The following is a 19,506-nucleotide window of genomic DNA, read 5'->3' on the forward strand; positions in this document are numbered from 1 at the left end:
TGCACGGTGCGTTAGGGTATCTCTCTCCCGCTCGCTTTGCACAGCAATTTACTAAAAAATCCGTTGCGTGACTGTCCACTTTCTTGACAGAGGTCCAAAATAAGGTACAAAAATGCTCTTATTGCCTAATTTACCTCTATTTAAGAAAAATAAGGTACAAAAATGCTGTTAGTTGAGGAGGCAGAGTCATTTTTCTTTGTTAAGACTAATGGTACTGAGAATAGGAGATTTGCGACCTAAACTGAAGCCCAACTTCACCAGAATAACGCCTGGTCTTCTGTTTGAATCTTAATTTCACTTCATATGTCACTCTTTTTTTCTGGCAAGTCCGTCAATAAACAAGGTGAGTATTCCCTGAGTAATATCTTCCTTGGTAGATTGATGCGCCTTCTGCTGGTAGAGATAAAGATCAGGGCTCAGCACGGACAGGAGCGCAGTCACGGTAAAGTGAGGGTCAATGTCCATGATCTCACCATTCTCGGCAGCTTGTGACAGCAATTCTGTAAGAATAACATTTACCCGTTTGAAAAAAGGGTGCTCGAATTGGGTGAGCTGCTTCTTGCCCACAAACTCAGATTTGATCAGGTGCAGCAGCTCCGCATGCTGATCAATAAAATCGACCACTTGCTCGATGCTGTTCTTGAGGCGCTGAAGTGCTGGAACGTCTGCGGTGGGAGCTTGGCCTTCCCGTTCCAGCTCGGTCAAGAAACGTCCTGTGCTGTCGCGCAGTAAGGCTGAGCAAATCTCACCTTTGTCCGTGAAGCGGCGATAAAGAGAGCCTTGGCCGATCCCGGCCTGCTTGGCAATACTGTACATACTTACATTTTCCAGGCCTGACGCTTTGAACAGTTCTCGGGCTGCGTTCAATATTCGTTCATGATAGGGATCGATACTTTGTTTGTTTACTGGGTCTATAGGGGAAAGCGAGGATTCCTCTGTTTTTTTCATAAGGGGCTCCTTTTGGCAGCAGCGTATATTTAGGCTCTTTCTTTAAAAACAGCACTTGGGAAGAACCCTCTGACCCCGTAGCCTCTTCACGGATATGAGGTCAAGCGCTGATTTTGGTGATGAGCCTATTATTATTTTAAAAATAAAATAGGGAATTGACAATGCGGACAATTGTCCGTAGACTAATGAATGCCTATACGGACAATTGTCCGTTCAAACTAATTATAATTTGAATCCATTTCAAAGGTCAATGAAACCTGAGATGGCGATAGAGGAGGAAGAGAGAATGGAACATACGGTACAACCGGAGCAAGAATTTCGCATCACAAGCATCCTGATTCCGCTGATTGCGATTATTGCTGGCGTATTCATGGTAGCACTAGACTCCACTGCTATGAACGTTGCATTACCCACACTGTTGAAGGACTTCGGTACAAATTTGACTACATTGCAATGGGTAGTTACTGGCTACATGCTGGCACAGGCCACAGTGATTCCGCTGTCGGGTTGGCTTTCCGACCGGTTTGGAGCCAAAACAGTATTCTTGAGTGCTGTTGTTTTGTTTACGATAGGATCGATACTGTGTGCGCTGCCCAATAGCGCAGAATGGCTGATTACATTTCGGGTCATTCAGGGACTTGGGGGAGGTAGCGTAATTCCGATAGCCATGGCGTATGTCTACAGATTGAGCCCGCCCGGTAAGGTTGGCGTAGTCATGGGCATGATGGGCATTCCTGTCCTGTTTGCACCGGCAATAGGCCCTGTATTATCGGGCTGGCTTGTTGAATACCATTCCTGGCGTTGGATTTTTCTAATCAATATTCCAATTGGCATCATCTGTTTGTTAATCGGCATGCGAAAGTTGCCTAAAGTTGAGCGAACTCAAGTCCCGGGGATGGATAAGTTTGGAATGCTTCTCGGGCCGCTGGCTTTTGCCGCATTAACCTACGGTGTCAGCCAGGGCGCTGAGAGCTGGACGTCGGGCAAAACGCTGATCGGTCTCGGTCTTGGTGTCGTTGCCCTGATCCTGTTCGTTATTGTGGAATTAAGGGCGCGGACACCGTTATTGGAACTACGTGTGATGGGCTCCTTAGATTTCAGTCTAGGCATCATCGTCCAGTGGATTGGACAATTCGGGCTGTACGGTGCGTTGTTCCTAATGCCGCAATTCTTGCAGCAGGCCCGCGGTTTCGGTGCGTTTGATACCGGACTGACGATGTTGCCACAAGCCATTGCCTCCGGACTGATGATGCCGATTGCCGGGTTTCTGTTCGATAAAATCGGAGTGCGCTGGCTCGTCGTTGGCGGACTCGGCTTGATCTCCGGCGCGCTGTATCAGTACTCCCATGTGGATCTGACAATAACCTCACGGGATGTAATTTTGCCGCTGCTGATGTGCGGCGCGGGGATGGGGATGATGATTATGCCGATGAATACGCATCTCCTTAATAAAGCGCCACGCCATCTGGTAAACCGGGTGACTTCGTTGACCAACTCGATGCAGCAGGTAATTAATTCTTTGGCGATTTCGACACTTGTGACGATTCTAACCTCCAGAACAGCGACGCATGCACTTGAAATGAAGGAAGCGGCTGCTGCCGCGGGAGCAAGTTCTACAGCAGCTTCGCCGGAAGCGGTCAAGCTGGCTACCCAGAATTTACTTGTAAAAGGCTTCGACGACACCTTCCATATTATGATGTTCGTCGCTATTGGCGGCGCAGTGATGGGACTACTCCTTCGCAGAGGTAGCAAAAAGGCGGAAGAGACACCGCATACGGAGATCATGCACGGCTAAAGGATCAAGTGAGGAGAAACTTAGAATGACTATTGCCTTATGGATTGTCCAGATCTTATTAGCGCTCATCTTTTTAATAGCTGGTGCCATGAAATTGTTCCAGGAGAATAAAGCGAAGGAAATCATGATCTGGGCAAGAGAAGCATCGAGAAGTTTTATAGTATTTGTCGGGTGTGCTGAGATATTAGGCGGACTCGGTCTAATCTTACCTGGAGCTCTGGGGATATTACCAGTATTAACACTTCTTGCAGCCATTGGCACAGCTATCATTCTTATTTTAGTAGCATTATTACATGCAAAAAGAAAAGAAAAAGGTGTAGGGATTAACCTTGTATTTCTATTATTAGCTTTATTTGTGGTCATTGGTCATATGACCTTCAAGTAGACAAATAAAAAAGAACCTCTAACTTCGCGCAAACCGCAAGATCAGAGGTTCTTTTTCCGTTATAGATAGGGAGTTACTGCGAATATTGAAATCATTATTCAGCAACAGTTTCGCGGGATTTCAGGAAGTCCACGGCATTATAGACCATGATCGCGGCCTCCGCACGGGTGATTTCACCTTTTGGATTGAATTTTCCGTTGCTGTCCAGCGTGTTGATTTTGTAGACTAGCGAGCGTTGAACGGCACCTTGGTAAGAAGGGTCCAACTGGCTGTCATCCGCGATGTTGGCAGGCTTGATGTTGATCATTGGCAGATTGCCGATGGCTTCCACGCCCTGAATCAGCATGCTGGTGAATTTCTCTCTGGTCAAGGTTTGAGTAGGGTTTATATCTTTTGGAATGTCTACACGGTTGTAGTGTGCATTAATGAAGGCTTCTGCGTACCAGGCATTGTCCTTCACATTAGTGAACAGGCCGCTGGCTTTAGGGGCAATATTGAAATCTATCGCAGCCAGGCTGAGCTGAAGTCCTCCGGCAATGAATTGTACACCTTGGGCAACCGTCACTTTCGAAGCAGGTAGGAAGGAGGTCTCTGTAACTCCCTTGATCAAGCCTTGATCTTTAAGGGCAATAATCTTTTCTTTGCCAGCTACAGTATCAAGATCCTTGAAGCTAGTCTCTGCGGCAAACACTTGACTCCCGAGGGAGAAGGAGAGAAGTGTTACGGTAGCAATCGCTGCAAATGCGCTTTTTTTCAAACTCATGTTAGTTCCACCTTGTCATTGGATTGGCCGCTTGGCCATTATTTGTTTCCTTTGACGAGGCAATGATTGGAAAGGTTGCAGGCCATTTAATAGGATTCACGAAAAAGCAGATTACGGTAGGGATACTTACTGAACGGCGTCCTGAATAACAGGGCTACACCACTATCTTCGATGATTACAGAGCGCAGGGCAGCACTTTTCACGAGCTTTCGCACCAAACATTTCACAGTTCTTTGGTCTTTGCGGCGGATTGCGCATGCTAAGGTCTTGGCAAAACTGGAGTCCGTGGCCAGCTTTCGGTAGAAAGGCAGTAAAGCACGGGCAATGTAGCGGTGGGCTTGTGTATTAAAAGTAAATTGGACCAGACCCGGCGGGATCGTGGTTCCATTCGTATAATAGCCGACAGGCGAAGTAAAGGGAAAAGAAATAAAGTAACCGATGGCATTCGTGCCATAATTCTGATTTCCAGCCAGTGAGGGGATTTTTGCCAACAGCTCCTCCATAAGGTTGAGATTTGCTGTAACTACTGCTTTTGACCACTTCCGGGCGAACTTGTCGTCCTTGGCGATTTTTATATAGAACGGCAGCATGGCCCTGGCAGTTTTGCGCAAAACATAAGCCGTGACATAGGCCCGGGATTTCTTCCGTACCAATTGCGACATACACACCATCTCCTTCATATAGGTTACACCCGTCTATATAAAGTATGGGGGTTGGGCTTATATCTGATTGGGCGATTGCTCCGCATGTGAAAATATATTTTTGACCTGTATACGGTTTTGGAACACTGGACAAGGATGTTATAATAGATTTAGACTCTTTTCAAGTGATGGTAAATTTGTTATGCTCATATCGTAATCATTACTATTTGAGTGTTGAGTGTTTGGAACAGTATCGTCTCAAGGGAGTGTAGATGCTGATTCGTTCTGGAAAGGCGGGAGACTTATGAATCCAATTGAAAATATTAGCCAGCAGTTTGCAGCACACAATTATAAATTAACGCGTCAACGCGAAGCCATAGTCCAGGTATTGCTGGATAACGAGAAGGATCATCTCAGTGTTGAGGAAGTGTACATGCTGGTCAAGAACAGCTATCCGCATTTGGGACTGGCAACGGTGTACCGGACGCTGGAGCTGCTGTCGGAGCTGCATATTGTTGAGAAAATGAACTTTGGTGACGGCGTGGCCCGTTACGATCTGCGTGATGAGTCGCATGCTCATATGCACCATCATTTGATCTGTCATGTCTGCGGCAGACTCGAAGAGATTAAGGACGATTGGCTATTGGATCTGGAGAAAAGGCTGGAGCATGAATACGGCTTCACCGTTACCGATCATCGTCTGGATTTCAAGGGTACATACGGTACCTGCAAGCAGACCGGCTGCAAGCGTGACAAGGAGAAGAAGGCAGTTTAAGGAAAATTTAAAGCCAGTCCAGTCTGGGTGTATCCAGACCACAACTGGCATGAGAAGTGAGGAGCGGGGGCAACCCCGCTTTTTTCAAATTCAAGACGGTCTTAAAGGTCCTTTTTGAGATAATAATGGGTGTGGCTGCCTGCATTTTCAAGGGTACCGTATACTTCAAATCCTAGTTTCTTGTAAAAATCCAAGGCTTGGAAGCTTAAGGTATCTACTTTTATGAACTCGCACTTTTTCTCTCTGGCCAATGATTCAGCTTCTAGCATTAGTGCTTTGCCATAACCTGACTTTCTAAGCTCTTCGTTAACAAAAAGATATTCGATCTCAAGCCAATTCCAGCATATCTCCCCAACAAGTCCCCCATAGATTTGATTATCTGCATCCTTCAGGAATAGATTGACCACTTCGCATCTACCTTTTAAATCGTCCGGAAAATGTAACATATTATATTCGAACATTTTATTCTCAATATATGCCTGGTGCTCGTTATTATTTTCTTTGTGAATATGAAGATTCATCTAGTCGTCACTCCTGTTTAGTAGTTTTATGGTGATGCAAGAGCTGTTCAACTTTATTGTATTAGTGATACAGGGAAGATGGAGTGAAGAGAATAACTATAATTAAAATATACTAGAATCTGGTATGTAATCTGTACAATCTTTAAAAAAGCATTAAAATTGAAACAGTGATAGTCTGTGCCGACCAGCATGGATGAAGTGCAAAAGGGGCAAACTAAGGCTAGTAGACTTGAAAAATGAACTGCTTATTTTGTAAACATAAATTGATGATAAGGGTGTTTCTTGATGACAACTAGTAGATTGAATCCCAAGGTTGATGAATTTCTAGGTAAATCTAAAAAGTGGAAGGAAGAATATGAGAAGTTGAGAAATATCGTTCTCGACTGTGGGTTGACCGAAGAATTTAAATGGATGCATCCTTGTTATACGCATGAGAATAAGAACATCGTTTTAATACATGGTTTTAAAGAATATTGTGCACTGCTCTTTCATAAAGGTGCCTTGCTTAAGGATGCGCAGGGTATATTGATCCAACAAACGGAGAATGTTCAGGCGGCGCGCCAGATTAGGTTCACCAATGCTCAAGAAATAGCTGACATGGAAACCATTTTAAAAGCTTATATTCATGAAGCCATTGAAGTTGAAAAGTCCGGTTTGCAAGTGGAGTTGAAAAAGAACACAGAATACACTATTCCTGAAGAATTGCAGAATAAATTCGCTGAAATCCCTGGCTTGAAAGACGCCTTTGAAGCATTGACGCCGGGACGGCAAAGAGCATACATTCTCTATTTCTCTGATGCCAAACAATCCAAAACTCGAGTAGCCAGGGTTGAAAAATATGTGCAGCACATTCTGGATGGTAAGGGATTGAATGATTAAGATCGCCTTTCTGTCAAAATGCTATATTCTGATTTTAATTAGATCAATGAGTCCTGTTTATTAGGTTCATTGGTCTATTTCTTGAATAGGTGCTTCTAAATGTTCTGCTAGAAATCTAATGTGATCTAAGAAGGATGGATCGTGTTTTTTGAAGTCATATAAACTGCAGGATTCAATGTCTCACTTTCAATAATGAGGGCTGTTAACCCTGTACTTGTTTTTGTTTCGTGCCATTCCTCCTTTTGCCAAAACACAGCATCTCCAGCTTGAACTTTAACATACTCATCTGTTTCACCTCTTACCAAGCCCTCTCCTGCCATAATAAGAAGAAGTTGAGGTATCACTGCTTGATGATATCCAACGATCCCGTTTCCTTCTAAAAACATACATCCAATATGAGCTGCCGATTCTGTCTGAATAATACGAGACATCATAAAGTCAGAATCGAGCTTCGTAATTCTTTTCCCGGTTTCTTTACTAAAACTATAAATCTCCATGGTAGGCTCCTTTTTGTTTATATTTGAAAATAAGGGGTTTATTCAAACGGTAGGCGAATCGGGTGTCTGCTCAGGCAATCATCCCGTGTCCGAAGGCGATGGAAGTCCCGATATACATAGCGGGGAGACTATATGCGAAGGTCCATTATTTAATACAGCTGTGCTATACTCGGAACATGCCCAAAATAGTAAATCATGATGATCGTCGAAAGTTATTTGCAGAAGCGGCCTGGCGAATTATACGCTGGGAAGGCCTGAAAGCCGTGTCTGTGCGGAATGTTGCCAAGGAGTCCGGAATGTCGTTAGGGTCGTTGCGGCATTATTTTGTTACCCAGGACGAGCTACTGTCATTTTCCATGAAGCTGGTGTTGGAGCGGGCCGGTGAGCGTATTCGAAGGATAACATTTTCAGATAATCCCCGTAGTGCTGCTGAGCTGCTGATTGGTGAACTGCTGCCGCTGGAAGAAGAGAGGCGTGCGGAAGTCGAGGTTTGGCTTGCTTTTGTCGGCGGGGCGGTAGCGGTATCTGCTCAGGGACTAAAACTGAAGATACATAATGAGTTATATGAATATTTTCGGGGACTCATCCATTATCTCGCTGATCGTAATTTGTTGAAGAAGGGTGTGGACCTTGGCCTAGAGAGCAAAAGACTACATGCGATGATAGAGGGCTTAGTACTTCAACATATTCTTCATCCCGAAGAATTAACTCCGGAGGAGATGACCCGGCTGGTTGCATATCATCTGGATAGCCTGATAGTCTAAGCAAACAAATCCAAATCCAAATCCCAATGCAAATCCCAATGCAAATCCCAATGCAAATCCCAATCCCAATGCAAATCCCAATCCCAATGCAAATCCACTCAACCTTCAGACGTGCAGATCCGGTAAAGTGAAAGTGGATGTAATGCAGCGCTTAAACAACTGGAAATTCTCAGACTGTTGAGAAAGTAGTTGTTTTGAGAAAATCGATACCCTTGATTAATGAACTGATCTCGAAATCCGGACTTGCTTCTTGTTCCCTCTGGTAACGGACCTCAGATCCGTTATTTCCTAACAACTGATCGTTCCAGAAAATAACGGACTCCAGAGACGCTATTAGCAGAAATCGGGTGTGAAATCCACGGTTTGGGAGGAAATAGCGGCACCTGAGTCCGTTACATGTTCCAGAAGCTGCTTGATGTGTAAATAACGGCGCTGGGGTCCGTTAGCCCCCATGCATACGTCTTCAACCTTCTGAAGCAGTGGTTTTGACATGCATTGATGATGACGCTGAGCCTGATTTATAAGGCTATTTCGCATCAACAATCGTAGAGAATGGTGTTTCTCGACAGTCTGAGAAATTCCCTTTATTTCGAGCAAAACCGTTGAAAGGGGAGAATTAACGGTACATTTTCCTGTTAAATCAGAGCCAAGCCCCCAAAGGGTGTGAGGAGGACCTGTATCCGGCTCTGATCAGTCCAACTCCACCGTGCTGCGCGACCTGCGTACGGCGGCTTTATTTGCACAGCAGCTCATCTCGAAAGGCTGTGCCACCGAGGTGGAGGAGCAAACGGTTCAAGGCCCCAAATATCAGAGCGTTAACTTCGGTTAGGTACAAACGACTTGATCCAATTTCCAAAGCTGCCAGGGTTCCGGCTCTGTACGTAAATCACGCCTTCGCCGCGGAAGCGGCAGACGAGCGCCTCTCCGCTGGTGATGCTGCTGAGCCAGCCGGAGGAGGCTTTTTCAATTTTGTAATCCATATAATCCGGCCAAGCCACCAGATGCCCGTTGTCGATGATCGTTTCTTCGCCAGGTCCTAGATGGATGGGATGAATGGCGCCGAAGGAAGAGAGGAAGACGGTGCCTCTGCCGCTGATTTCGACAATGAAAAAACCTTCGCCAGAAAAGAGGCCTCGGCCAAATTTTGCATTTTGGTGCTTACTTGAATACCTTGTGTTCCGGCAAGGAATCCGTCCTTTTGCACGAGTAGCCGGTATGAACCGTCTAGCTCAATGGCCTGCACATTTCCGATTGACCTCGGTGATAGCAGCACTTCACTATGTCCTCGCGTGGCTGTCAGCTCCTGAAAGAAGAACTTTTCTCCGCTCAGCATTCGCCCAAGCCCTTTCATAAGTCCGCCGTCCACAGTCCCCCGCAGCTCTACGTTTGGTGACATCGCCACCATTGCGCCCATTTCAGCTTTGACACTTTCACCCGGATCGAGATCCACCTTCAGCATAGCGAATGCACCTTCATGCAAAACCTCGTATTTCATCCTTTGTTCCTCCGATTCTATGGATTAATACTGCTTACACTATATCCCAAGTATACCGAATTCCTGCTGGTGTTGATAGTTGCTATGAAAGTAAGCGATTTTGGTATAAAAGCCAAGCCTGAATACTATAATATACTATGCCCTAGACCCCAGAAAGCTTGTCCCTTCGTTTGAAAAATGGCTATTTCGGTTATATGAAAGATACAGTGCACTGGAATTCCTGTTCGACCAAGCTACAATACGCCATACAGAAGAGGTGCAGCTATGAAACCAAAGAATATCAAGGAATTTGCATTCCCGTTGATAATATCTATCCTGCTTTTGTCCCTGTTCGGTCAAGCCGCCTTTGCCCATCCCGTTAAGGGTGGCACATTTGAGCAGAGTCAGAAAAAGATCGTAACGAGAGAGAGAACGCCTTTGATTAAAAAGACTGTTCATGCCACCTATGAGGGTCAGGCAGACGGTCATACGGTCGAAGTTTCGGTATACGGTGAACCGATAGCCTTGCAGTTCAAGCAAGGTCTGCAGCCGGCAATCAGCTCGCTGGAGACCGGAGATGCAGTGGTCATCAGCTACACCGTACAGAAATTCGTGGATGATCCAGTAGTTCTGCTATGCAATCTGCTGTCCATTCGAAAACTCGAGCCTGGTGAAATCAAGCACAGAACAGATTAAAGAATATTTTACCGGGGCTTCATTCCTCCTGTCTGCTGTTATGATATGTTTTCTGTGCTACAATAAAGAAGAGCAACAAGCATACACACCATGGTCAAAATAGAACAGGAGAGTGACGCCACATGGCACGTACAAAAACGAAAAAAACACTTCTGAAAGCAGAGCGCTCGGGAACCTGGAGCAATGTCAGTCAACGCAGAACCAATGAAGATTACAGCGCAATCTCACAGCATGTGCGGGTGACCCCGACCAAACGACAGCAATTGAACAAAATAAAACACAAGGAGCGGATCTTCCATGATGGCGCTCCTTTTTTGTTGGGCAATACTATGATAAGAACCTGCCAATACGCCGTAGCCGCAGCTTAAATCTGGGATCTACTGTGGGCCCGGTACTCTTTTGGCGACATGCCGAATCGGCTTCGGAAAATCCGGTGAAAATAAGTATAGTTGGCAAAGCCACAGGTCTCCGCCACATGCTCTAGTGGCATTGGACTGAATGTAATGCGCTCCCGCGCCATTTCCAGTCTGACGTCGTTCAGATACTTGACGATACTCGTCCCGAAGGCTTCCTTGAACAGATGAACGGCCCGGGAGACAGAGATATCGACATGACTAGCCACATCCTCCAGCTTGAACGGCAAGGCGGCGTGTTCTTCTATATATTGCTTCATACGGTAGGCTAGGAACCCTTTGGGGCTAACGGTTGGCTGCTCGGTCGTCAGTCTGTCGATTTCCATACATACGATTTGCAGATAGCAAGATGAGATTTCCGGTGAAAAATCCGATTGGCGGCGCTGCTCCAGCACGAGCTGACGGAATAGCCCGAGGAAGTTGTCGCTGAGCGGTACACTGACCTTGTCCGGACGTTTTCTGCTATACCACCACTCTTCAATCCAACTCCCTCCGCAATAAATGTGATAGTCCCCACTTTCAATACGTGGTCTGCCTGAAGGGAATTCCTCTTCGTCGATGATGAGATTATAAGGGGCGGTAGGCGTGAACAGCATAATATCGCCCGGCTCCACCGGAGAGATTACTCCGTCGATCAAAGCCCGGCACCGGCCTTCGCTCTGGAGACGAATGAGGTAATACTGAATGCCCTGGCTTAACGACATCCGGAACGGCTTGCGGTGAAAAGAAAATCCCGCGGATAGTACGTGACAATCAGCTGCTTGTATCATTAGTCCTCCAAATATTTTTTTAAAAGATAACCAAATTGTTCATGTTGGAATCATATTATTCATTTTATTATAAACGCTCTCATATTACCATATAGCTAGGTTCAAGAGAAAGAAATTGAACAGATAAGGCTGAAATAGGGCGCTGTAGGTTGAAAAAGGGCATTTTATATTTTTTAGTTCAAAAATATGGTAATAATGTCTTCATACTATACATGACCCTATTGTTCATGTCGTAAATTTAGATACTATCCATAATTTGGTGTACCTGAATGAAGAACGCAGTAGAAGTTAACCCTAACCCAATTGGAGTGATCAGACTATGTTGAAGATTGGTCTTCAGCTATACACGCTGAGAGAAGAACTGGAGAAGGATTTCGAAGGAACCGTTCGTAAAGTGGCAGCCCTGGGCTACCGTGGTGTGGAGTTCTTCAATTATTTTGGACGTACGCCTGAACAAGTGAAGCAACTGCTGGATGAGACCGGACTCGTTGCCTTAGGGGCACATAGCCCATACAATGCCATGATTAAGGATGCGAAGCAGGAAGTAGCATTCAATCTGCACATCGGCAATCCAAACCTCATTATTCCGTACCTTAATGAAGAAGAGCGGAATTGGAAGGATGTTGCGGTTAATCTGCGAGTGATCGGTGAACAATGCAAAGAACAGGGTGCTGTTCTTTCCTATCATAACCATGATTTTGAATTTACCGAGCAAGTAGAAGGCCGTACGGCTTGGGATTATCTGTTTGATGAAGTTCCAGCAGATCTGCTTCACGCTGAACTTGATACCTGCTGGGTACATTTTGCCGGCTACGATCCGGTAGAGTACATCCACAAATATGCAGGTCGCCTGCCGATCATCCATCTCAAGGATGTGAAGAAACGCGAAGACGGTTCACCGGAAACGGTTGTACTGGGCGAGGGCGAAGTGAACCTGACTGCGATCCTGAAAGCAGCAGAGCAAGCAGGCGTGGAGTGGGCTGTTGTAGAACAGGATTACTGCAGCCGTCCAGCGTTTGAAAGCGTTACAGATAGTTTGAACTGGGTAAAGGCATACGCAAATCAAGGGGGAAATATAAATGTCTAACAAGTTGAAAATTGCAATTATCGGGTGCGGAGGAATCTCGAACGGTAAACATATGCCGAGCTTGTCGCGTCAGGCTGACGCTGAGATGGTAGCTTTCTGCGATATTATTGAAGAGCGTGCTCAGGAAGCGGCTACGAAGTACGGTGTCGAAGGCGCTGCTGTCTATACCGATTTCCGTGAAATGCTGAAGGACGGGGGGTTCGATGTTGTCCATGTATGTACACCGAACGATAGCCACTCCGAAATTACGGTAGCTGCATTGGAAGCAGGCAACCATGTTATGTGTGAGAAGCCGATGGCGAAGACTACTGCCCAAGCGCAAGAAATGCTGGATGCAGCCAAACGTACAGGCAAGAAGCTGTCTATTGCTTACCAGAACCGTTACCGTTCCGATAGCGAATATTTGAAGGCGATGTGTGAGAACGGTGAACTGGGCGATATCTATTTCGCCAAAGCAATCGCGTTGCGTCGTCGTGCAGTTCCAACCTGGGGTGTATTCCTTGATGAAGAGAAGCAAGGCGGCGGACCTCTTATTGACATCGGTACCCATGCGCTCGACCTTACGCTGTGGATGATGGATAACTACAAACCGCGCAGCGTAGTTGGCTCGACCTTCCATAAGCTGGGCGATCGGAAGAATGCTGGTAATGCTTTTGGCGAGTGGGACCCTGAAGAATTCAAGGTTGAAGACTCTGCCTTTGGTTTCATTACGATGGAGAACGGTGCAACGATTGTGCTGGAATCCAGCTGGGCACTTAACGTTGCCGAGTACGGAGAGGCTAAGACTTTGCTCGCAGGTACGGAAGCTGGCGCGGATATGACCAATGGTCTGCGTATTAATGGTGACCGCGGCGGACGTCTGTACGAGACCAAAGTAGACTTGTCTTCCGGCGGAGTAGCTTTCTATAGTGGCGGACAAGAGGATGCATCCGATCGTGAAGCGCGTTTGTGGCTGGAAGCGATCAGAGAAGATAAAGAACCTGTAGTGAAACCAGAGCAGGCATTTGTGGTAACGCAAATTCTGGAGGCTGTTTATGAGTCGGCACGTACTGGGCGTGCGGTGTATTTTGACGGAACATCCGATAATTAATTCAATACCAAAGCTAAATTACTTTAAATAAAAGCAGGTGTGGAAACGATGAGCGCAAACAAACATTCTCTGGTTATTGTAGGCTTCGGAGGCATGGGCAGTTATCACAGCAAATTGATTAAGGACAACAGCCGTCTGGAAGTTACAGGAACCTTCGATCTACTGGAAGATCGTCGCAAAGCCTCCGTTGAAGCAGGCTATACGTCTTATGCAAGCTTTGATCAGGTGCTGGCCGATCCGACGGTTGAGGTGATCCTGATTGCTACACCTAACGACGTGCACAAAGACATTGCTATCTCTGCATTACGGGCAGGCAAGCACGTCATTTGCGAGAAGCCGGTGGCGATGAACAGTCAGGAATTTGAGGAAATGATGTCGGTTTCCAAGGAAACCGGCCGTGTGCTAATGGTGAATCAGAACAGACGCTGGGATGAAGACTTCCTGGTGATCAAAGAAATGCATGCCAAGGGTACAATCGGTGATCTGTTCCAGATCGAATCCCGTGTTCATGGAGCCAACGGTATTCCGGGCGACTGGCGTCATCTGGAGGCTCACGGCGGCGGAATGCTGCTGGACTGGGGCGTACATTTGCTGGACCAGCTGCTCTTTCTCATCGACAGTAAAATCACCAGTGTATCCAGCCGCTTGAGCTTTATCCTCGGCGACGAGGTGGATGATGGCTTTGAAGCGTATCTGCAATTCGAGAATGGCGTAATTGCAACGGTAGAAGTGGGAACGACGAACTTTATCCAACTGCCAAGATGGTATGTCAAAGGGATTGAAGGAACGGCTATCATCGAGGATTGGTCGCTGTCTGGAAGAGTCGTGACCAGAAACCATGAGTCCGTCAAGGTTGAACCGAAGCCGATTCAGGCAGGGGTAGGACTGACCAAGACGATGGCGCCTCCTTCTGAGGGTGCGACCCTAACAGAAGCATTGCCAGCACCGTACAAGATGTCCTCTGGCTTCTACGATAACTTTGCAGATGTCATTGAAGGAACCGCAGAGCCTATTGTCAAGAATACAGAAGCACTGCGTGTGTTGAAGCTGATCGAGGCGATTTTTGAATCCAGCCGGAGCAAGCAAGCGGTGACGGATTTTGATACCTATGAGACGTTAGTTCTAAGCTAAATCTTGGATTCGAACTGAATAATTCTCCTAAAATAGAGAGGTGGCACATACTATGAAACTTGGCGTATTTATGGTTCTCTTCGGCGGACGCAAGCTGGAAGACGCATTGGATTATGTAGCATCCAAAGGATTAAAGGCTGTGGAAATTGGTACCGGTGGTAACCCGGGTAAAAGCCACTGCGATCCGGCCCTGCTGCTTGAGAACGAGACAGCGTTGAAGGAATTCAAACACGCGGTAGAGTCACGCGGATTGACGATCAGTGCTCTGAGCTGTCACGGCAACCCGTTGCACCCGCAAAAGGAACTGGCCCGCAAGGATCACGAGGACTTCGTGAACTCTGTGAAGCTCGCTCAAAAGCTGGGCGTTCCGGTAGTCAACACCTTCTCCGGTTGTCCTGGAGACCACGAGGATGCGAAATATCCGAACTGGCCAGTAGCCCCATGGCCGAATGACTATCAGGAAATTCTGACCTGGCAGTGGGAGAACAAAGTAATTCCTTACTGGAAAGAAACGGGCGCTTTTGCCGCTCAGCATGATGTGAAGATCGGTCTGGAGCTGCACGGCGGATTCTCCGTACATACTCCGGCTACACTGCTTCGTCTCAGAGAAGCGGCGGGCGAGGTTATCGGAGCCAACCTGGACCCGAGCCATATGTGGTGGCAGGGTATTGATCCTGTACAAGCGATTCACATTCTTGGTCGTCAAGGCGCGATTCATCACTTCCACGCCAAGGATACCGTCATTGATCCGGTGAACGTGAACATGCACGGGCTGACTGACATGCAGCCGTACACCAATATGCTTGACCGTGCTTGGCAGTTCCGTTCCGTTGGCTTCGGTCATGATGTGAAGACCTGGGCGGATATCATCAGTGCCCTGCGTCTTGTAGGCTACGATTATGTAGTGAGTATTGAACACGAAGACGGACTGATGTCGGTAGAAGAAGGCTTCTCCAAAGCCGTTGATAACCTTCGTCAAGTTCTGATCGAGGAACCATTGGCCGATATGTGGTGGGTCTAATCATCAAGAGCAGTAGAACATAGAACGGAGAAAGTTCCCCTCAGAAAGCCGCCAGCTGCTGGCGGCTTTCTGCTGTGACCGAGGGATCGGAAGAGCCCTCTGAATCCGTAGCGGCCCAATGAAGCGTCGACCGCTGATTTTGGTTTTAAGTCGATAATAAGGGTGGTTATTTCATGGAGAGCGTAATCAAGGCTAAGTTAAATGATGAGCAATTGAATCTGCTCGTCAAATCAGCATTTGGTGCGGCGACAGTCATAATGCGGCAAACAGAGCTGACCGCAGGCATGTTCAATACAGGGTATGATCTGGAATTAAACGACGGCAGGTCCGTTATTCTGAAGGTCGCGCCTGCGGCGGAAGTGGAGACGTTAAGCTGTGAAAAAGATATTATGCGCACCGAAGTTGAAGCACTGCGTCTGATCCGCGCCACTGGACTTGTACCGGTGCCGGAGGTGTTCAGCTATGACCTGAGCCTGAAGCTTATCCCTTATCCTTACTTTTTTATGGAGAAGATTGAGGGTCAGCCGTACAACGAAATCAAGGAAGGTCTCACTCCGCAAGAGAGGGAAGCGATAGAGTCCCAGATTGGGCGGTATAACAGGTGTATTAACGAGGTCACAGGGGAACACTTTGGCTATTTCCATCAGGAGAAGAGCAGTCTGACAGCCACATGGCGTGCAACTTTTGAAATGATGATGGACAATCTGCTACAAGATAGCGAGCGACTAGGAGTGCAACTGCCGGTCTCTTATGCAGAGATTAGGGAGAGAATAAATACACAGCTCCCGACTCTCGATGAAGTAACTCAGCCCAGACTGGTGCACTGGGATCTGTGGAACGGCAACGTCTTCGTAAAAGACGGGAGCATTACAGCGATTATCGACTGGGAGCGGGCGCTGTGGGGTGATGAACTGATGGAGTACTATTTCAGACGTCAAGAGGGTTCTCCCGCCTTTTATCAAGGGTATGGGATGACAACGGATAGTCCAAACCAGCGGATACGTAAAAAGCTCTATGATCTCTACTTTGATCTCATTATGGTCATCGAATGCTATTCACGGAAATATGAGAATCAAGGCCATGTTGAATGGACGCATCATAATTTTGTTCAGGGCTGGGGACTATTCTGTGGTGAAGAAGAGGCGGGTTCAGTGGTCTAGGGTGCATTGTACTGCCTAGTTACATTAAATAAGCCGGAGCCCTCTGAGAAGAGGATTCCGGCCTTGTTTGATATTTTTTTATAATACACTTGTCAAGAGATCAGCGAACATTGGGAACACTGACAATAGGATTGGATTCAGCTTCATAATCTATGCCCGCTGTCTCGAAACCGAATAGTTGGAAGAATTCACGCCGGTATCCCTGAAGGTCTGACAGCTCGTAGATATTCTCTGTTGTAATCTCGTTCCATAGCTTGGTTATTGTCTCCTGTACCGCAGGAAGCATCTCCAGGTCGTCCAAGCGAATCCGGCCTTCCGTATCCACCGGTGTACCTTCCGGAGCATACAGGCGGTCTGAGAGCAGGCGGTAGGCTTGCTGTATGCAGCCTTCGTGAAGCCCTTGCTCTTTCATGACTTTGTATAGTAGAGAGATGTACAGCGGGACGACAGGAAGAGCGGAGCTGGATTGCGTGACCAATCCTTTCGTAACGGCTACGTAGGCTTTTCCGCCCTGTGGTGCCAGCTGGGCATTTATTTCTTTGGCTGTTGCCTCAAGGTGATCCTTGGCTCTCCCGATGGAACCATCGCGGTAGATGGCACGGGTCAGCTCGGGTCCAATGTAAGAAAAGGACACAGTGGTGGCATCGGCAGCGAGTACGCCGGCTTCATTAAGGGCAGTGATCCACAGTTTCCAATCGTCTCCACCCATTACCGCTACAGTGGCGTCCAATTCTTCTTCAGTAGCGGGGTCAAGGGTGACGAGCCCGACTTCTCCATTATGAAAATTTACGGTTTTGTTAGTATATGGATGCCCAACCGGCTTCAGTACGGATGTATGAGTGATGCCAGTGGCTGGATCAGTCCGCCGCGAAGTGGCTACACTGTAGACAACGAGATCGACTTGGCCCAGCTCGCTGCGGATCAGTTCAATAGTTCGAGACTTTGTCTCGTCGGTAAAAGCATCACCAGTAATGCTGTAGGATTGCAGACCGGCCTCTGCCGCAAGCTGTTCAAAAGCAGCGGAGTTGTACCAGCCTGCTGAAGCCGTACGGGTGTCGCTGGCTGTGCTGGGGCGGTAGACGCCAATGGTGGCAGCCCCCGACCCGAAGGCTGCAGCAATGCGTGAAGCAAGACCGTATCCGGCTGAGGCTCCAATCACAAGGACTTTTTTCGGGCCGTTGATCGGCGGCTGTGAGGTGATATATTCCACTTGCTCAGCCACCTGGGCGGCACAGCCTTCGGGATGGGCTGTTGTGCAAATAAAGCCGCGCGTTCTCGGTTTGATCATCATAATGACGTTACCTCATTTCAATGGTAGAATTGGGGAATGGCTATTGATATAGCGTGTTCTTATCTTAACAAGGACTTCTCCAAAGGAGAAGCTGAATAAAAAATTGAACACCTGTTAATTTCAGAAAACGCTTGACGTAGGGCTATGAAACTAGATAAAATTATACTTATTGCTCATCGTGGAATGAGATTTTTTATCATAATTTTCGGGAAATTGAGAGGGTGACGTGATAAGATGGAGCGCCTATTAGAGGTAAAAGACTTAGCGATTTCGTTCAACACACGTGGTGGAGAAGTACAGGCCATCCGGGGTGTTAGCTTCCATGTAGATAAAGGTGAGACACTTGCGATTGTTGGTGAATCCGGTTCCGGTAAGAGTGTAACTTCACAAGCTGTAATGAAGCTCATACCTGAACCGCAGGGTATTTATAAGCGCGGACAGATCCTGTTCGAGGGACAGGACATTATCAGTAAGACCCAGAAGCAAATGCAGAAGGTTCGTGGTAAAGAGATCGGTATGATCTTCCAAGACCCTATGACCTCGCTTAACCCAATGATGAAGGTGGGTAAGCAGATTACAGAGGTGCTGTTCAAGCACGAGACTATCACCAAAGAAGCCGCAAACAAACGTGCAATTGAGCTGCTCTCACTTGTGGGAATTCCTTCCCCAGAGAAACGGTTCCAGCAGTATCCGCATGAATTCAGCGGCGGGATGCGTCAGCGTGTCGTTATCGCGATGGCACTGGCTGCTAACCCTAAATTGCTGATTGCGGACGAGCCAACGACTGCGCTCGACGTAACTATCCAGGCGCAAATTCTGGATTTGATGAAGGATTTGCAGAAGAAGATCGGTACAGCGATTATCTTTATCACCCACGATCTAGGGGTCGTTGCGAGAATGGCTGACCGGGTTGCCGTAATGTATGCTGGACAAATTGTTGAGACAGGTACTGCGGAAGAGATTTTCTATGATCCGAGACATCCGTACACTTGGGGTCTGCTGGCTTCGATGCCAAGTCTGGAGAGCAAAGGCTCCCTGCTTACTGCGATTCCGGGAACACCTCCCGATCTGATCAAGCCGCCTAAGGGCGATGCTTTTGCCCTGCGCAGCTCGTATGCTATGCAGATTGATCTGGAGAAAGAACCGCCACTTTACAAAGTATCAGATACGCATTTCGTGAAGTCCTGGCTGCTGCACCCGATGGCACCTGCGGTAGAACCGCCTGATGTGGTGAAGAAGAGACAACGTGTTCTGAAGAACACGTATGCAGAGCCTGTGCTGGTTGAAGGCGTAGTTCTGTAACAATAGATGTACAAGTTAACTTTAATTGCAATGCTTAAGTCCTGCAAGGGGCTTATATAGTAACCGGGTCGCTGCAGCGGCCCGGTTTTTATGTTTTCCAGAA

The 19,506-nt window shown here is 47.3% G+C and carries 20 protein-coding genes and 1 pseudogene; 13 read left to right on the top strand and 8 right to left on the bottom strand.

Features of this window, described 5'->3' with window-relative positions; all coding sequences use genetic code 11:
* Positions 1 to 306: 306 nt before the first annotated feature.
* The gene (locus ACFORK_RS07220; protein WP_379197181.1) at positions 307 to 948 is read right to left on the bottom strand and encodes a TetR/AcrR family transcriptional regulator; all 642 of its coding nucleotides are present in this window, start codon (positions 946 to 948) and stop codon (positions 307 to 309) included.
* A 286-nt stretch (positions 949 to 1,234) separates the two neighbouring features.
* Here ACFORK_RS07220 and ACFORK_RS07225 point away from each other — a divergent pair, with 286 nt between their 5' ends.
* Positions 1,235 to 2,743, top strand: coding sequence for a DHA2 family efflux MFS transporter permease subunit (locus ACFORK_RS07225; protein WP_379197183.1), 1,509 nt, complete (start codon positions 1,235 to 1,237; stop codon positions 2,741 to 2,743).
* A 25-nt stretch (positions 2,744 to 2,768) separates the two neighbouring features.
* Positions 2,769 to 3,128 carry a DoxX family protein gene (locus tag ACFORK_RS07230; RefSeq protein ID WP_379197186.1) on the top strand — a complete coding sequence of 120 codons (360 nt, stop codon included), beginning with the start codon at positions 2,769 to 2,771 and terminating at the stop codon, positions 3,126 to 3,128.
* Positions 3,129 to 3,222: 94 nt separating this feature from the next.
* Here ACFORK_RS07230 and ACFORK_RS07235 read toward each other — a convergent pair whose 3' ends face one another.
* Positions 3,223 to 3,891, bottom strand: a complete 669-nt coding sequence (locus ACFORK_RS07235; RefSeq protein WP_379197188.1) for an S-layer homology domain-containing protein — start codon at positions 3,889 to 3,891, stop codon at positions 3,223 to 3,225.
* Between the two features lie 86 nt (positions 3,892 to 3,977).
* Positions 3,978 to 4,553 (bottom strand): hypothetical protein, encoded by a 576-nt coding sequence (locus ACFORK_RS07240; protein ID WP_379197190.1) that lies wholly within the window; start codon positions 4,551 to 4,553, stop codon positions 3,978 to 3,980.
* A gap of 283 nt (positions 4,554 to 4,836) precedes the next feature.
* On the opposite strand from ACFORK_RS07240, the gene ACFORK_RS07245 reads away from it, so the two are divergent.
* A complete protein-coding gene (locus tag ACFORK_RS07245) occupies positions 4,837 to 5,307 on the top strand; it encodes a Fur family transcriptional regulator (RefSeq protein WP_379197192.1) in 471 nt (156 codons plus the stop codon).
* Between the two features lie 101 nt (positions 5,308 to 5,408).
* On the opposite strand, the gene ACFORK_RS07250 is transcribed toward ACFORK_RS07245, so the two are convergent.
* Positions 5,409 to 5,828, bottom strand: coding sequence for a GNAT family N-acetyltransferase (locus ACFORK_RS07250; RefSeq protein WP_379197194.1), 420 nt, complete (start codon positions 5,826 to 5,828; stop codon positions 5,409 to 5,411).
* Between the two features lie 285 nt (positions 5,829 to 6,113).
* On the opposite strand from ACFORK_RS07250, the gene ACFORK_RS07255 reads away from it, so the two are divergent.
* Positions 6,114 to 6,707: a YdeI/OmpD-associated family protein gene (locus ACFORK_RS07255; RefSeq protein ID WP_379197196.1), complete on the top strand. Its 594-nt coding sequence runs from the start codon at positions 6,114 to 6,116 to the stop codon at positions 6,705 to 6,707.
* 125 nt (positions 6,708 to 6,832) lie between these two features.
* On the opposite strand, the gene ACFORK_RS07260 is transcribed toward ACFORK_RS07255, so the two are convergent.
* A complete protein-coding gene (locus ACFORK_RS07260; protein WP_379197198.1) occupies positions 6,833 to 7,204 on the bottom strand; it encodes a cupin domain-containing protein in 372 nt (123 codons plus the stop codon).
* A gap of 176 nt (positions 7,205 to 7,380) precedes the next feature.
* Between ACFORK_RS07260 and ACFORK_RS07265 the strand changes: the two genes are divergently transcribed.
* Positions 7,381 to 7,968: a TetR/AcrR family transcriptional regulator gene (locus tag ACFORK_RS07265; protein ID WP_379197200.1), complete on the top strand. Its 588-nt coding sequence runs from the start codon at positions 7,381 to 7,383 to the stop codon at positions 7,966 to 7,968.
* Positions 7,969 to 8,783: 815 nt separating this feature from the next.
* Here the strand turns inward: ACFORK_RS07265 and ACFORK_RS07270 are convergent.
* Positions 8,784 to 9,463: pseudogene (locus tag ACFORK_RS07270) on the bottom strand (TIGR00266 family protein).
* Between the two features lie 264 nt (positions 9,464 to 9,727).
* On the opposite strand from ACFORK_RS07270, the gene ACFORK_RS07275 reads away from it, so the two are divergent.
* Positions 9,728 to 10,138 (top strand): hypothetical protein, encoded by a 411-nt coding sequence (locus tag ACFORK_RS07275; protein ID WP_379197202.1) that lies wholly within the window; start codon positions 9,728 to 9,730, stop codon positions 10,136 to 10,138.
* Positions 10,139 to 10,260: 122 nt separating this feature from the next.
* Complete coding sequence (locus tag ACFORK_RS07280) at positions 10,261 to 10,506, top strand: hypothetical protein (protein WP_379197204.1); 246 nt, start codon at positions 10,261 to 10,263, stop codon at positions 10,504 to 10,506.
* Here the strand turns inward: ACFORK_RS07280 and ACFORK_RS07285 are convergent.
* On the bottom strand, positions 10,503 to 11,321 hold the full coding sequence (locus ACFORK_RS07285; protein WP_379197206.1) for a helix-turn-helix domain-containing protein: 819 nt from the start codon (positions 11,319 to 11,321) through the stop codon (positions 10,503 to 10,505). The two genes, ACFORK_RS07280 and ACFORK_RS07285, sit on opposite strands and share 4 nt — an antisense overlap.
* 319 nt (positions 11,322 to 11,640) lie before the next feature.
* Between ACFORK_RS07285 and ACFORK_RS07290 the strand changes: the two genes are divergently transcribed.
* The 5 genes from ACFORK_RS07290 (at position 11,641) to ACFORK_RS07310 (ending at position 16,810) form a co-directional block, all read left to right on the top strand.
* Positions 11,641 to 12,408: a sugar phosphate isomerase/epimerase family protein gene (locus ACFORK_RS07290; RefSeq protein WP_379197208.1), complete on the top strand. Its 768-nt coding sequence runs from the start codon at positions 11,641 to 11,643 to the stop codon at positions 12,406 to 12,408.
* Positions 12,401 to 13,498, top strand: coding sequence for a Gfo/Idh/MocA family protein (locus ACFORK_RS07295; protein WP_379197210.1), 1,098 nt, complete (start codon positions 12,401 to 12,403; stop codon positions 13,496 to 13,498). Before ACFORK_RS07290 ends, ACFORK_RS07295 begins: the two co-directional genes overlap by 8 nt.
* A 48-nt stretch (positions 13,499 to 13,546) precedes the next feature.
* A complete protein-coding gene (locus tag ACFORK_RS07300; RefSeq protein ID WP_379197212.1) occupies positions 13,547 to 14,629 on the top strand; it encodes a Gfo/Idh/MocA family protein in 1,083 nt (360 codons plus the stop codon).
* A 52-nt stretch (positions 14,630 to 14,681) separates the two neighbouring features.
* On the top strand, positions 14,682 to 15,650 hold the full coding sequence (locus tag ACFORK_RS07305) for a sugar phosphate isomerase/epimerase family protein (RefSeq protein WP_066370351.1): 969 nt from the start codon (positions 14,682 to 14,684) through the stop codon (positions 15,648 to 15,650).
* Between the two features lie 173 nt (positions 15,651 to 15,823).
* A complete protein-coding gene (locus ACFORK_RS07310; RefSeq protein ID WP_379197215.1) occupies positions 15,824 to 16,810 on the top strand; it encodes a phosphotransferase family protein in 987 nt (328 codons plus the stop codon).
* Between the two features lie 100 nt (positions 16,811 to 16,910).
* On the opposite strand, the gene fabV is transcribed toward ACFORK_RS07310, so the two are convergent.
* Positions 16,911 to 18,101 carry an enoyl-ACP reductase FabV gene (gene fabV, locus ACFORK_RS07315; RefSeq protein ID WP_379197217.1) on the bottom strand — a complete coding sequence of 397 codons (1,191 nt, stop codon included), beginning with the start codon at positions 18,099 to 18,101 and terminating at the stop codon, positions 16,911 to 16,913.
* Between the two features lie 234 nt (positions 18,102 to 18,335).
* Between fabV and ACFORK_RS07320 the strand changes: the two genes are divergently transcribed.
* On the top strand, positions 18,336 to 19,403 hold the full coding sequence (locus tag ACFORK_RS07320) for an ABC transporter ATP-binding protein (RefSeq protein WP_379197219.1): 1,068 nt from the start codon (positions 18,336 to 18,338) through the stop codon (positions 19,401 to 19,403).
* Positions 19,404 to 19,506: the final 103 nt, after the last annotated feature.

Origin of the sequence: Paenibacillus sp. GCM10012306 (genome assembly GCF_042649265.1) — a bacterium.
Taxonomy (GTDB): domain Bacteria; phylum Bacillota; class Bacilli; order Paenibacillales; family Paenibacillaceae; genus Paenibacillus_AQ.